This window comes from Clostridium sp. JS66 (assembly GCF_033561535.1).
In the GTDB taxonomy this organism is placed as follows: Bacteria; Bacillota; Clostridia; order Clostridiales; family Clostridiaceae; genus Clostridium_AM; species Clostridium_AM carboxidivorans.
Genome location: NZ_CP131467.1, coordinates 702,753 through 717,985 on the forward strand (window position 1 = coordinate 702,753; position 15,233 = coordinate 717,985).

The following is a 15,233-nucleotide window of genomic DNA, read 5'->3' on the forward strand; positions in this document are numbered from 1 at the left end:
AAATATTTATAAATATATGTACAATATAATTGTAATTAAGTAAAAATTTAATAAATTCGTTGTGGGGGTGCTGTAAGGCTGAGAAGAGAGTTTTCTCTAACCCTTTGAACCTGATCTAGGTAAAACTGGCGTAGGGAAGCAGATATTTTATGATATAAAATAATATATTTTCAAGTGTATTGCTTTTCTGCGATACACTTTTTGTTTTACTTAAATTAGAGTATGTTTATCATCCACACAGCCATATAAGGAGTGATTAAAGTGAAAAAAGTCCTAACTATTGCAGGATCAGATAGCTGTGGAGGGGCAGGAATTCAAGCAGATTTAAAGACTATGAGTGCATTAGGTGTTTATGGTATGAGTGTTATCGCAGCTATAACAGCACAAAATACTGTAGGGGTACAAGATGTAATGGATGTTACGGATGAAATGATAGCGGCACAAATAACATCTATATTTACTGACATAGATGTAGATAGTGTAAAGATTGGAATGGTTTCTAATAGTAAAACCATAGGAGTGATAAAAAAATTACTGTTGAAATTTAAAGCAAAAAATATAGTATTAGATCCAGTTATGGTTTCTAAAAGTGGATATTTTCTTTTAAAGCCTGAAGCACAAGAAGCTATAAAGGAACTTGTATCAATATCAGATTTAGTAACTCCTAATATTCCAGAAGCAGAAGTATTAACAAATATGAAAATAGAAAATGCAGATGATATGAAAAATGCAGCAGCGAAAATAAAAGAATTTGGTGTTAAAAATGTTTTGATAAAAGGTGGTCACAGATGTAATGATGCCAATGATATACTGCTATGTGATGATGGATTTATAAATTTAGCAGGGCATAGAATCAACACTAAAAATACACATGGAACAGGATGTACATTATCCTCAGCAATAGCTTCTTATTTAGCTAAGGGATATAGTGTAAAACAATCAGTGACACTTTCTAAAGAATATATAACCAAGGCTATAGAAAACTCTTTTTCTATAGGACATGGAGTAGGACCAGTAGGACATTTTATTGAACTTTATAAAAAGGCAGATGTAGATTTTGAATAAAAGAATAAGTGATTTTAACTATGATAATTATAAACAACTTAATTTTCGCAGTTTAAAAATATTGCGACACAACTTTTTTTCAGAGGACAATTGAGTTATTAAAAATATTAAAAATGTGGGGGAATTAAAAATGAATGATTTAAACATGATGGATAAAGTGGCTGAAAGTTTAGCAAAGCTTAGAAAAAAGGTTCCATTGGTGCACTGTATAACAAATTATGTAACAATAAATGATTGTGCAAATATACTTTTATCTTTTGGTGCTTCCCCAGCTATGTGTGAAGCTTATGATGAAGTTTTTGATTTTGTAAAGTTATCCTCAGCACTATATATAAATGTTGGAACTTTAACAAAAGAACAAGAAGCAGCAGCAGTACTTGCAAGTATATCTGCAAAACAAAATAATATACCTGTAGTACTAGATCCTGTGGCTTGTGGAGCTATACCAAGAAAACTTTCTGTAATAAATAGAATATTTGAAGTAGGACGTGTGGATATTATAAAAGGCAATATTGGAGAAATAAAGTTCTTAGCTGGTGAGGCATCAAAGGTAAGGGGAGTAGATTCTCTTGAAGGCTCTGAAGGAGCATTAGAAGCATGTATTAGTCTTGCAAATAAATATAATTGTGTAATTGCAGCTACAGGAAAAGAAGATTTTATTACAGATGGAAAAAGAAGTGCAATTATTCAAAATGGTACAGAGATGTTTACGAAAGTGACTGGATCAGGATGTATGCTGGGAGCGCTTTGTGGTGGCACTGCTGGAATCTATGAAGATAAATTTATAGCTGCTGTAACGGCTGTACTTTCAATGAATATAGCAGGAGAAGGAGCTTATGAAGAAGCTAAATTCCCAGGATCTTTTAAAGTTAAACTTATGGATCACATTTATTGCTTATCAGAAGAAAAATTGAAGGAAGAAGGAAAAATTATATGGAAATAGATTATGGTTTATATCTTATAACAGACAGAAGTTTTTTAAAAGGTAGAGATTTAAAAAAAGTTGTTGAAGAAGCAATTTTAGGAGGAGTTACTTTAGTTCAAGTGAGAGAAAAAAATATTTCAACTAGAGAATTTTATAATGTAGCTTTAGAAGTAAAAGAAGTTACAAAGCACTATAAAGTTCCTATAATAATAAATGATAGGCTAGATATAGCCCAAGCTATAGATGCAGAAGGAGTACATTTAGGACAAAGTGATATGCATATAAAAATTGCAAGAAAAATATTAGGTGAAGAAAAAATTATAGGTATTTCAGCAGGAAATGTAAAAGAAGCTGTAGAGGCTGAAAGAGATGGAGCAGATTATTTAGGCATAGGAACTGTATTTTATACTGGTACTAAAAAAGATATAAAAACTCCTATTGGTATTGAAGGGCTTAAAGAAGTATGTAATAGTGTAAAAATACCTTCAGTAGCTATTGGTGGGGTAAATGAAACGAATTTTAAAGAAGTTTTATCCACAGGAGTTAATGGAATTTCTGTAATATCAGCTATACTTGGAAAAGATGATATCAGACAAGCGTCTAAAAATTTAAATATTAAATAAATATGGAATAAATAGCGCAGTTAAAAAAATATTTTTTACTGCGTTATTTTTATATATTAGTTAATATAAAAAATAAATAAAATATATATCTACTTATATATATGAAAAAATTTTAAATTTAAATCATGTCTTTTTAAAAATAACTTTGGATATTATAGTAGAGCAGTTCATAATGAATTATTAAATTTCAAGATTGTTAATAATGTTGATGAAAATAATTTGTCTGATGGTAATAAAAAAACATTTCAAGTATACAGATAATTGATAAAGAAGGAGTGACATTTTGGAGTACACAATTTTTAATTCTAATTCATAATATACATTAAATTAACAATGCTGAATAATGTATTGCAACTAAATCAAATCATTAATACTAAGTGAGAAACATAATGAGGTGATGAATAAAATGGCATACGAAATTAGTTTATGCATGATTATAAAAGATGAAAATGAAAATCTTCTGAGGTGTCTTGAAAGTGTTAAAGATATAGTAGATGAAATGATAATAGTTTATATAGGTTATATTCATAATACAGTAGAAATAGCAAAAAGTTATGGAGCAAAGACTTATTATTTTCAGTGGAGCAATGATTTTAGTGCTGCAAGGAATGAGTCACTTAAATATGCAACAAAAGATTGGATTCTCATTATGGATGTAGATGATGAATTTTGTAAAGAAGATAAAGAAAAATTTAAAAGGCTAATTACAAATCTTGATGAGACTACAGTTTATTTGTTTGAGATAATGTGCTATTTGGGGATTCAATCAATTAACAATTTAACTGTAAATTTAAATCCAAGACTTTTTAAAAACAATTATGGATATTGTTATGAAGGGGTTATACACAATCAATTAATAAATAAGGATCATTCTATTAAACGAAAAGAGGAGTCCATAAAAATATATCATTATGGATATTTGGATGATACTCTAACAAGTAAAAATAAAAGTAAAAGAAATATTACTATTTTAGATGAAGAAATAAAAAAGAATCCACAAAATAAACTTAATTATTTTAATTTAGGAAATGAGTATTTTTCAATAAGCAATGAGGAAAAAGCCTTGGAAAGTTATTACAAAGCATATGAGGAATTTGATGAAACTGCAGGTTTTGCTCCAAAGTTAATTGAAAGAATAGTTATGAGTAACTATAATTTAGGGTATTATAATAAAGCTCTTGAATTTATAGAGACTGGACTTAAGTACTATTTGCAATTTACAGATTTATATTATTTTAAAGGGTTAATACTAGTGATACAAGATAAACCTACTTTAGCAATAAAGGCTTTTGAAAAATGTATAGAAATGGGAGCAACACCTTTGAGATTTAGATATATTTATGGAACAGACGGATTTAGAGCCTCTTATGAATTAGCACAAATATACATGAAACTCAAAGATTATGATACAGCATATGATTATTGTATTCAAACAATAAAATTAGAACCTGATTATTTAGTACCACTATACAATATTGCTCATATATTAAAAGAAAAGCAGATACCACTAGATGAATTTAAGAAAATTATAGAAAGTTTTTTTATTGATTTTCCAAGGGAATATCCTATAATTGCAGACTTATTTTATATGGAAGGATATTATGAAATAGCATTAGAATATATAAATAAATGTGAAATGGAAATAGATATTTCAGAGAAACTTAAATTTTTCAAAATAAAATGTTTTATAAGATCATCAAAGCTTGATGAATGTATTGAATATACAAAAAATATATTTCAGGATAATCTATATTATTTTCAAGTTATGATGTATAAGATTATTTGTTATGTTATTATGAATAAATATGAACTAGCATTAAAGGTAATAAGTGGATTTGATGCAAATAAGTTATTAGAGCATAATAAAAAGGTATTTGAAGTATATAGGCAATTTTTTAACCTTGTTAGGGATAAACCAACATCTATCTTATCTGAAGATGAAAATGAAACAGGTTATACCTCAACTATATTTGAAATTTGTGAAATTATGCTTATAAACAAGGAATTGGACAAATTTCAGAAATCTTTGAATTTATTAAATCTAATAAGTGATAAGTCAGTATTATTACAGCTCGGAAAGTTGTATAATAAACACGGATATATAGATATGGCTAAAAAGGAGATAATAAATTCTATAAAATTATTTGGTGTAATAGATAGAGAAGCTTTAGACATTCTTAAAATTGATAGTGTTTGATAGATAAGATTAATGCCAATGATTCTATATTTGCATTATGCTTTTATATTTAATATGTATTAAAGTCTTTTACCTATGAAACGACTATTAAAATGAGGGCATAATATGGATAAAACTTACTTAATTTATAGAAAGGTGAAAACTTATGATTGAATGGTATGACAAGCCTTGGAGCGAAGTTGTTAAAAATTTTGGAAGCAACATATATTCAGGATTAGATGAGGAACAAGTAAAACCTCATAGAGATAAATATGGTAGTAATAAAATAAAAGTGCCTAGTCCGCCTAAGATAGGAAAGCTAATTAAAAATCAAATTAAAAATTTTTGGATGATAATGTTAATCCTAGTTTCTATAGTGTTTGTTTATTTACATCAATATATTTCTGCATCTATAGGATTTTTTATAATTATAATTAATTTTTTATTTGTTGTGTTAAGTGAATATAATCAAGGAAAAAATTTAAAAACACTACAAAGATTAAATATAGGAAATGCTAGAGTTGTTAGAGAAGGAAGAACTTTAAAAGTACCTGCAGAGCAGCTAGTAGTTGGAGATATTGTAATAATAGGTAAAGGTGAAGTTGTACAAGCAGATTTAAGAGTTATTGAAAGCGATGAATTAAAGACAAATGAGAGTGCTGTTACAGGAAAAAGTTTCATAGCAGAAAAATATGAAACAAAAATAATAGATAAAGAATTAAAATTATCAGATATGAAAAATATACTATTTAAATCATCTTATGTTGTAGATGGAAGTGGTACAGGTATAGTAATATCTACTGGTATGAATACTCAAATATCTAATATAATAAAATTATTTTTAGGAGAAAAGGAAGATGGTAAATCCTTTAACGAACGACTTAATGGTATATTAAATTTATTTGCTTTGTTTATAGTAACACCTTTAGTGGCAATTCTGTGCATCGATTTTTTGCAAAAAGAAAATATAAAATACTTACTTAAATTTTCTTCAACTATGATATTAAATTCTACACCACAAACAATGATAGTAATTGTGTCTATTGTGTCTGCAATTTTACTTAGAGTAGCTAAAAAACAATCTATAGTGTTTAAAAATTTATCCGTCATAGAAAAATTGGCCCAAGTTTCAGTTATATGTACAGATAAAATAGGTGCTTTTTCTACTAATAAGATGAAAGTAGCAAAAATATATTCTGATGAAGTTTTGATTGATGCATTGGGAGCAGAATTGAGACAGGGAATATCTGAAGATAAGGATGTAAACCTATATAGAATGACTAATATAGGTTTATTATGCAACGATACCAAAAGTATTGCAGGTAAGTTACAAAATCCCAAGGATGATTTAATGGAAATTGCTTTAGTAAAGTTTGCAAGAGAAAATGGAATAGATAAAAGAGATTTAGAAAGAACACATAAAAGAATTAAGCAAATATCCTTTGATACCGAAAGAAGAATGATGACAACTTTAAATGTTGTAGATGAGAATTGCAGAGCTAACGTTAAAGGAGCAGTAGACTCTATATTAGCTAGATGTACTTATATTATGAAAGATGGTCTAGAAGTAGAAATAACAGATGAAGATATAGAAAAGATAAAACAGGCAGATATAGAGATGTCTAACGAGTGTTTGTCAGTTATTGCTACAGCGTATAGAAACTTTATTTATGAGCCTAGCTTAAATGAAAATATAGAAAGTCATTTGGTTTTTTCGGGATTGTTTGGTTTTGAAAACACTATAAGAGAAGATGCTATAGAAGCAATTGAAAAAAGTGATTTTTTGAATATCAAACCTATTATAATTACTGAAGATAATAAACTTACAGCCCTTGCTTTAGGAAAAAAATTGGGTACTATATCTAATATACAACAAATATTATCTGGAGTTGAAATTGATAATATGCCAGATGAAGAATTTAAAAGAATCGGAGATAAAATAAATATTTTTTCAAGAATAGATTCAAGGCATAAAGTTAAAATAATAAGAGATTTAAAAGAGTATGGATATACTACAGCTATTACAGGATCAAAGTTAACAGATTTACCTGCTTTAAGAGTTTCGGATGTAGGAATTACTACCTCAAGCAGTAATATAGTAAAAAAATTATCAGATATATTTGTTAATGATATTAATTTTTTGCAAATTTTAAATTCCATTGAAGATAGCAGAAAGATAATAAGCTTAATAAAGAAGATAATTTTATATGTGATTACTAATAGTGCAGCTATGATCACATTTACTTCTATTATCCATTTGTATAAAAAAGAAATTCCATTTATATTAGAAGAAGGATTAATATTTAGCTGTATAGCAATGACATTATCTTGTATAGCTATTACATATCAATATAAAAACGAAAAGAATGAGTGTGATGGATATATAATAGACAAAACAATCATAAAGGATAATATGTCTTTTATAATGTTTAATGGTGTTTTAATGGGAGCAGCAGCATTTTTAGCTTTCCAATTTGGATATAGTAAAGGAATAATGTTTGCTCAAGCTTTATCATTTGGTATATTAAATTTAAATACAGTTATATTTACTTATAGTTTTTCAAATAAACTATTTTTCAAAAATAAGCTTTCAAATTTTATTGTATTTATAAACTTTATTATACAATGGTGTATTTTATATCTTATTTCAGGAAAAAATATTATATTTAATATGGAGTATTTAAGGATTATAGGTATAGTTATAGGCATTTGGTTTATAATATGTTTATTTAAAAAATTTGATAAAGAAGAAATATATGATTAGTATTCTGCTATTTGGATAAAATCAATAGCAGGAGGGGATAGATAATGAAAAAGCCATTAGTATATTACACTATTTCATTGTTTATGGGATGCCTTTCTACTTTGATGTTATTTAAGAGTACTATAGTGGGTGCAGTTATTGCTGCATCCTTTTTTGCCGTATTTTTCTTTACCTTGGATAAAAAATTTTTTTTCATAAATGTCTCCTTCTTTTTTGTTGGTGTTTTTAGTTTTATGATATATTTTTATATTAGAATACCTCAAAACGTCAGTATAAGAGTAGCTGAAAAAAAGAACTATTATTATATGGCAAATTATAAAGGAAGAAAACTAATATTAAAAGGAAATATAGCTAAGCTTAAGGAAGGAGAAAAAATCAATGCTTATGGTAAATTTGCAAAGGAAGTAGATTTTGAAAGAGGCATAGTAGGAGTATATACACTAAATAGCTATAAATATTGCAAGAAGGATATTATTTTTTATTTTTATCAAGTAAAAAGAAATATTTACTTACAATTAAAACAGAGTTTAGGGGAAGATAAAGCTTCTGTAATAATGTCTCTTTGTTATGGAGATACACAATATCTTTCTAAAGATTCTAAAAGTCAATTTCAAAAATTAGGTGTTATTCATGCAGTTAGCGTATCTGGTTTTCATATTGCAATAATATATGAGGTACTTGAAAAGTTTATAGGATTGAAGCTAGCAATATTGGTTTCTTTTATATATGTTCTATTTACAGGAATGCAGGCGGCTACTATAAGATCATTTATTATGATATTGGTATTTAAATTGTCAAAAATGTTATTTAAAAACTATGACAATATATCATCTCTGAGTTTAGCGGCTTTAGTTATACTTCTAGTAAGACCTTATTATATAACAGATATAGGCTTTATGTTATCTTTTTTATCTACTTTAGGTATACTTTTGTATTATAAAAAGATTTGTAGAATTTTATATAAAATACCACAAAAATTAAATGAAACTTTAAGCGTAACGTTGAGCTCTCAAATATTCTCAGTTCCTTATATAGCTTTTACAATACAAAGTTTTAGTTCAGGTTTTATAATTGGAAATTTGTTTTTATTGCCTATATATTCTATTATAGTTATTTTAGGAAACGTAGCTCTTCTTTTATGTGGGTTTAAGATATTATTTGAATTTACGTGTAAGGCTTTAAATTTTGTAATGATTGCTTTAGATGGTGCAAACTATTTAATTTTAAAAATATGTCCTGAAGTTAATAATTTAACTTATTTAGATGGTACAATTTTGACCCTAATATTTATAAGTTGTTTACTATATAAACATGGATATAGTAAGTTTAAATACATTCCATTCTTACTGCTTATACCTATGTTTTTTGAAAACTATGATTTTATTCCAAAAGTGTATTGTATTAATTTTCAAAAGGCGCAAGCAGTTGTTATAAAATATAAAAGAGACAGCACAATGATATGTAATTATGATGAAAGCTCTGCTAAAGACATTATAAATTTAAAAGAGGAAATGAATGTAGATAAGGTTATTAATAATGCTGAAGGAAGCCGGATAGTGAAATTAAATAACAAGTTATATATGAAGAATATCGATTATTATAAAGATGACTCTATAAATGTATGCATTTATAATGGAAATCGTAAGTTTGCTATTTTAAGTAGTAATTTTCAAAAAGAAGATAGAGATATTTTTAAACATTATAATAAGGTGGAAGTTTTACCTGTATATTTGAAAAAGGATAATGAAACATATTCCAATTATAGCAATGAGGAAAATTGTATTTTATATGCTATAATATTTAACGAAATATATAAATTAAATTAATAGTTAAAAATGAAGAATTAATAGTTAATGTGGACTTTTTTCACACTATTAATTTTTAATTAAAAATAAGGTATGGAGGGGAATTTTTTTGATTGATGTATTTACCTTTAATGAGAATATTAAAAAGGGTATTTTAAATAATTGTTATTTATTTTGTGGAATAGATGAACAACTTATGAAGGATGGAATAAATTCTATAATAAATAAAGTTTTAGATAAAAATTTTGTGGATTTAAATTATGTTAAATTTGATGGCAGTACATTAGAAAGTTTTGAACCTGTTGTCAATGCTTGTGAAACACTACCTTTTATGAGTGATAAAAAAGTTGTATTAGTATATAGAGCTAATTTTTTTCAAGAAGACAAAAATGATAATGTTTTTAATAGAATTTCTGAATATGTATCCAATTTACCTGATTATTGTATACTTATATTTTATGATGTTTTTAAAAGTAAAAGAGATAAGCCAGGGAAAAAAATATATAAATTAGATAAAAGAGCATGTGTAGTAAAGGCTGACAAAATTAAAGGGCAGCAGCTTGAAGGAAAAATAAAAAGTTTTTTTGAAGCAAGAGGCAAGCAAATTGGAAGAATTGAACTTAAAGTTTTTTCTAGCCTTATGGATGAAAACAATTTAAATATTATTGAGAATGAAGTTGAAAAATTATGCTGTTATACTTATGAAAAGTCTATATCAAAAGAAGATATAAAAGAGTTGTTTTTAAAGAGTAATGATGATGACATCTTTGATTTAGTAAATCCTATATCCCAAAAAAAAGTAAAAGAAGCTATAGAAGTGTTGAATGAACTTATATACAGAGGAGAAAAGATACCATATATATTAAACATGATAGAAAGGCAATTTAATCGTTTATTTAGAGTAAAGATGTTACTAGAAAATAAAAAAAGTAAACAGGATATTATGAAAGAGCTTAATATAAGGTCTGATTATGCATGTGATATAATTATAGGACAAAGTAAAAAGTTTACCTTAAAACAATTAGAACATGCATTACAACTATGTTTAGACTGTGAGCAGAAAATAAAAAGTTCTACTGTAAATGGAAAAACTGAAATAGAACTATTAGTGATAAACACTATTACAGGATAAAAATGAAAATGAACTATTTTATTTAGCGAAGTAGCTTCTGTGAAAATACAATTAACAGATCAAAAAAATTTTCCTCATTAAAGTTCTTTACAAAAGTCAACTTAAATTAAGCATCTTAGAAAAATTTCTTAAGAAACTAAAATTATTTTTTGACTTAAATAAGGTACTGTTAATAGCGATTTAAAAAATTGCTATTATAACAGCACCATTTCTTATGATTGTTTTATTATCCAGTATTTGAAACTGCCAACACCTCCAACGGAATTATAAACAAATCTTATATAATTGGTAAGATATCTAGAAACTATTGGTATTAATTCACTTGTAGATATAGAATTCTGAGCTTCTGTAACAAAATTTATTCCATCAGGACTTATTTGTAAAGTCAAATTTATTAAATTTGTACCAGTATTTTGAATAAAGATTGTGTAATTAGAGATTTGAGATACATCTATTGGAGAACTTGATTGTGGTATAGTAGAGGTTGTAAAATTATTGCTAATAGTTTCGAATCTTCTTTTAAATACTGTTACTGGATATGAATCAATATATTGTATATTCAAAAATGGCCTCTGGCTTAAATTAGTTGTGTAATGACTGCTAAAGAAGGTTTTTGTACTAAGTGTTATAGTTTCTGAGGAATTTATTATTAATCCATCATTTATTCCAGAATTAATCCAGTATTTAACTATAGGTGTCACATCAAAGGTTACAGGACCTATATTGCTTATTGGTGTAGAAGTACCTTTTATTGAAGAGTTTATTAAAGGCTGTGTTGCCCAAGTAGTAGATTCACTCCAAGGGGAACTTACAAGGTATGGAGTAAATAAATCCTGTACGGTAGAAGATGCTACAATAGTAACATATATATTTAAAATACAGCTCTGTATTTGAATATCTGATGGAAGAGAACTTATATCAAAATGAAGCAGACTCCTATATAAATTAGGTGGGGTAGTATTAGCATATAAGCCTGAAATTAAATAGGGACTCCCACCCCATACTATAGAAGGATTTGCTTCATCTAATGTTACACTATAATTTGAATAAAAAATTGCATTTGGCATTTCCTCACATCCTTTATTTAGCTTTTCTTGTGTAAATTAAGTGAAACTTTGATTCTTTTAATGAAAACTTTTATAGAGAATACGTGCACATTCCTTGTCTAATTTGTTAAAAGTATTAATAGATCTTTTTATTTCATTCACAGCAATTTGTACTAATCCATGTTTTGAGTATAACTTTGCTAGTTCAAGTAAAGCACTACTACTTTCTATACAATTCAATAATTCTAGAGATTTTTCAAATTTGTCAAATTCCTTAGTATTAAGAAGAGCATCAAGTATATTAATAATAATAGGTAAATATTCGTTAGATTTTTGCTCATCCTCGCTTAGAATTTCTTTATCTTTTGATTGGAAAATATTATTTAAACATAAAAATGTTTTATAAATATTTTTATGGTTGTCAATTTTTTCTATAATAGATAAAACTTTTTCTGTATCCTCAAATTTATCTAAAGATAAATAACACATAAAAAGTGTTACTTGACTATCTAAATAATTTGGATTATTAGAATTTATTTTTTCAAATTCTTTTATTGCATCTTCGTACATTCTTAGATTATACATACACACAGCTTTCTTGAAAGTCATATACGGAACTCTAACGTTGTTAGCTATTGCGGAATTAGCATAAGCTAAGGAAAGTTGGTATTGTTGCGCGGAAAATAATATCTCTTCTAAATTAGAATAGTTTAAAGGATCATTTAAATTAAAGAATTTTTCTATATTCTTTTTAATGTCTTCAGGATCGGTATAAATTTTAGTCAAAACTGCTCCTATTTTAATAATAGCAGGATGAAAATCACTTTTTATTAAAAGGCTTTGATTATAAAACTTTAGGGATTCTTCATAATCATTTAGTTCATAGAAAATATTGCCTAATTCATAATATGCTTTATAGCTTCCTACTCCTATGATAAAACTGAGTGTAGAAGGAGGTTCGCCTAATTTTGAGCATTGTTCAAAGCTTCTTATTGCTTTTGTAACATGCCCTAATTTTTTATATATACCAGCTCTTATGAATTCAACATCAGTGTATTTAGGATAATGATCTAAGGCTTTATCTATATACTTTAAGGCTTCATCTAATTGATCAAAAATATCATAGATCATTATAATCCTTATTAAAACTTTAGGCATATATATATCTTTTATATTACCTTTTTCATAAGATGCAAGAAAGCATTCAAGTGATTTTTCTAGCTGATTTAGAGCGAAGTATTCATTTCCAATACAAAACAACCAATATGGATTATTGGGATTATCTTTTAATTCTTTTTTTAATATTCTCATATTTCTTTCACGTTTATTTTGTTCTTTGACACATGAATTTAGATATCCATAATGATATACTCGTATATCAACAAACTTTGTTATAATATTTTTATTTCCAGGAATAACTCCTTCATGTATTCTTCCTTGATATTTGATATCTGGGCTATTTTTAAATAGTCTAACATTAACATTCATTATCTTTTCAATACCAGGTGTATCTCCTACATAACATATAGTATTGAAAACAAATATATCTCCTTCGGTTGAATTATTTATTATATTTAACAGTTTATCTGTATCTTCTTTTTCAAATTCATCATCACCATCTAGGACTAGAATCCAATTACATGAAGCCTTAGATAGGGAATAGTTTCTGGCTTTGCTAAAATCATCTATCCATTTGAAATCATATATTTTAGCGCCATATTGTTTTGCGATTTCTTTAGTGTTATCAATAGAACCTGTATCTACAACTATAATTTCGTCTGCTACATGAGATATACTTCCAAGACATCTTCCAATATTTTTAGCTTCATTTTTTACTATCATACACACGCTGAGAGTAGAATTCAAATTAATCACCCCTGTTTTATTGATTAAGGTAGATAGCAGGTAGGAGAAAAATACTCCTACCATTTTAACTATTAATTTTGACCGTTAAAGTATCCTTCAACAGTTATGGTAGCCTCTGAAGTTCCAAGTACACGTAATCTCGTGTAGTTTAAGAATAATCCAGGAGCAAGTACAACTGCTTGATTCGGGGTTAAAGTTATTTCAGCAGTAGTATCATTGACGTAGTAACTTTCTGCAGTTGTTGGACTAACTTGTAATCTAGCAGATACTGTAGCTGTTCCAGTATTTTTTACATAGAAGGAATAGTTATTGTATCCGAACTGTGAAGTGTCAAAACTAAATGAAGTATTTATAGGTGCAGAGGCATTAGCTGTGAGCGTTGCAAAACTTGAAGTAAATCCATGACCTGCAATAGTAGCAGAAATACTACCACCAGAAATATTAACAGTGCCTGTGACAGTAGCTGTAATGCTACCACCTGAAACATTAACAGTACCCGTTACAGTAGCTGTAATGCTACCATCGGAGATACTAACAGTACCAGTAACGGTAGAGGTGATGCTGCCGCCTGAAACATTAACAGTACCTGTTACAGTAGAGTTAATATTACCGCCTGAAACATTGACAGTACCCGTCACAGTAGCTGTAATGCTACCATCGGAGATACTAACAGTACCAGTAACGGTAGAGGTAATGCTGCCGCCTGAAACATTAACAGTACCCGTGACAGTAGAGTCAATATTACCGCCTGAAACATTGACAGTACCCGTTACAGTAGCTGTAATGTTACCATCGGAGATACTAACAGTACCAGTAACGGTAGAGGTAATGCTGCCACCGGAAACATTAACAGTACCCGTGACAGTAGAGTTAATATTACCGCCTGAAACATTAACAGTACCCGTGACAGTAGAGTCAATATTACCGCCTGAAACATTGACAGTACCCGTTACAGTAGCTGTAATGCTACCATCGGAGATACTAACAGTACCAGTAACGGTAGAGGTAATGCTGCCGCCTGAAACATTAACAGTACCCGTGACAGTAGAGTTAATATTACCGCCTGAAACATTAACAGTACCTGTTACAGTAGAGTTAATATTACCGCCTGAAACATTGACAGTACCCGTCACAGTAGCTGTAATGCTACCATCGGAGATACTAACAGTACCAGTAACGGTAGAGGTAATGCTGCCGCCTGAAACATTAACAGTACCCGTGACAGTAGAGTCAATATTACCGCCTGAAACATTGACAGTACCCGTTACAGTAGCTGTAATGTTACCATCGGAGATACTAACAGTACCAGTAACGGTAGAGGTAATGCTGCCACCGGAAACATTAACAGTACCCGTGACAGTAGAGTTAATATTACCGCCTGAAACATTAACAGTACCCGTGACAGTAGAGTCAATATTGCCGCCTGAAACATTGACAGTACCCGTTACAGTAGCTGTAATGCTACCATCGGAGATACTAACAGTACCAGTAACGGTAGAGGTAATGCTGCCGCCTGAAACATTAACAGTACCCGTGACAGTAGAGTTAATATTACCACCTGAAATATTGACAGTACCCGTCACAGTAGCTGTAATGCTACCATCGGAGATACTAACAGTACCAGTAACGGTAGAGGTAATGCTGCCGCCTGAAATATTAACAGTACCAGTGACAGTAGAGTTAATACTACCCCCAATCTGTATATTACCACTGTTATCAACTAGTAGTGCTGTTACAGTACCACTAGAGGTTGTACCATATATTTGAGTTTTAAGATTTTCAGCTACATTATTAAATACTATATTATTAGGCATTGTATCTCACTTCCTTA

At 28.5% G+C, this 15,233-nt stretch carries 10 protein-coding genes and 1 riboswitch; of the genes, 7 read left to right on the forward strand and 3 right to left on the reverse strand.

Going from position 1 to position 15,233, the window contains the following annotated elements; genetic code table 11:
- Positions 1–53: 53 nt before the first annotated feature.
- Positions 54–155, forward strand: a riboswitch (TPP riboswitch).
- A gap of 106 nt (positions 156–261) precedes the next feature.
- From thiD to holA, 7 genes are all read left to right on the forward strand, one after another.
- Positions 262–1,065: a bifunctional hydroxymethylpyrimidine kinase/phosphomethylpyrimidine kinase gene (gene thiD, locus Q6H37_RS03130; RefSeq protein ID WP_318739128.1), complete on the forward strand. Its 804-nt coding sequence runs from the start codon at positions 262–264 to the stop codon at positions 1,063–1,065.
- 130 nt (positions 1,066–1,195) lie between these two features.
- A complete protein-coding gene (gene thiM / locus Q6H37_RS03135; protein WP_318739129.1) occupies positions 1,196–2,008 on the forward strand; it encodes a hydroxyethylthiazole kinase in 813 nt (270 codons plus the stop codon).
- Positions 1,999–2,613 carry a thiamine phosphate synthase gene (thiE, locus tag Q6H37_RS03140; RefSeq protein WP_318739130.1) on the forward strand — a complete coding sequence of 205 codons (615 nt, stop codon included), beginning with the start codon at positions 1,999–2,001 and terminating at the stop codon, positions 2,611–2,613. The genes thiM and thiE overlap by 10 nt, the downstream gene beginning before the upstream one ends.
- A gap of 406 nt (positions 2,614–3,019) precedes the next feature.
- Complete coding sequence (locus tag Q6H37_RS03145; protein ID WP_318739131.1) at positions 3,020–4,810, forward strand: glycosyltransferase; 1,791 nt, start codon at positions 3,020–3,022, stop codon at positions 4,808–4,810.
- A gap of 145 nt (positions 4,811–4,955) precedes the next feature.
- Positions 4,956–7,553 (forward strand): HAD-IC family P-type ATPase, encoded by a 2,598-nt coding sequence (locus Q6H37_RS03150; protein ID WP_318739132.1) that lies wholly within the window; start codon positions 4,956–4,958, stop codon positions 7,551–7,553.
- A 44-nt stretch (positions 7,554–7,597) separates the two neighbouring features.
- The gene (locus Q6H37_RS03155; RefSeq protein WP_318739133.1) at positions 7,598–9,379 is read left to right on the forward strand and encodes a ComEC/Rec2 family competence protein; all 1,782 of its coding nucleotides are present in this window, start codon (positions 7,598–7,600) and stop codon (positions 9,377–9,379) included.
- A gap of 88 nt (positions 9,380–9,467) precedes the next feature.
- On the forward strand, positions 9,468–10,490 hold the full coding sequence (gene holA, locus Q6H37_RS03160; protein WP_318739134.1) for a DNA polymerase III subunit delta: 1,023 nt from the start codon (positions 9,468–9,470) through the stop codon (positions 10,488–10,490).
- A gap of 212 nt (positions 10,491–10,702) precedes the next feature.
- Here holA and Q6H37_RS03165 read toward each other — a convergent pair whose 3' ends face one another.
- The 3 genes from Q6H37_RS03165 to Q6H37_RS03175 all read right to left on the reverse strand — a co-directional run bounded on the left by Q6H37_RS03165 (position 10,703) and on the right by Q6H37_RS03175 (position 15,216).
- Positions 10,703–11,557, reverse strand: coding sequence for a DNRLRE domain-containing protein (locus Q6H37_RS03165; RefSeq protein WP_318739135.1), 855 nt, complete (start codon positions 11,555–11,557; stop codon positions 10,703–10,705).
- 57 nt (positions 11,558–11,614) lie between these two features.
- Positions 11,615–13,402 carry a glycosyltransferase gene (locus Q6H37_RS03170; protein WP_318739136.1) on the reverse strand — a complete coding sequence of 596 codons (1,788 nt, stop codon included), beginning with the start codon at positions 13,400–13,402 and terminating at the stop codon, positions 11,615–11,617.
- 71 nt (positions 13,403–13,473) lie between these two features.
- Positions 13,474–15,216 carry a beta strand repeat-containing protein gene (locus tag Q6H37_RS03175; RefSeq protein ID WP_318739137.1) on the reverse strand — a complete coding sequence of 581 codons (1,743 nt, stop codon included), beginning with the start codon at positions 15,214–15,216 and terminating at the stop codon, positions 13,474–13,476.
- Between the last annotated feature and the right edge of the window lie 17 nt (positions 15,217–15,233).

Coding starts and splice junctions, on each gene's coding strand:
- thiM (WP_318739129.1), top strand. CDS start 1,196: ATGAATGATTTAAACATGATGGATAAAGTGGCTGAAAGTTTAGCAAAG.
- thiE (WP_318739130.1), top strand. CDS start 1,999: ATGGAAATAGATTATGGTTTATATCTTATAACAGACAGAAGTTTTTTA.
- Q6H37_RS03145 (WP_318739131.1), top strand. CDS start 3,020: ATGGCATACGAAATTAGTTTATGCATGATTATAAAAGATGAAAATGAA.
- Q6H37_RS03150 (WP_318739132.1), top strand. CDS start 4,956: ATGATTGAATGGTATGACAAGCCTTGGAGCGAAGTTGTTAAAAATTTT.
- Q6H37_RS03155 (WP_318739133.1), top strand. CDS start 7,598: ATGAAAAAGCCATTAGTATATTACACTATTTCATTGTTTATGGGATGC.
- Q6H37_RS03165 (WP_318739135.1), bottom strand. CDS start 11,557: ATGCCAAATGCAATTTTTTATTCAAATTATAGTGTAACATTAGATGAA.
- Q6H37_RS03175 (WP_318739137.1), bottom strand. CDS start 15,216: ATGCCTAATAATATAGTATTTAATAATGTAGCTGAAAATCTTAAAACT.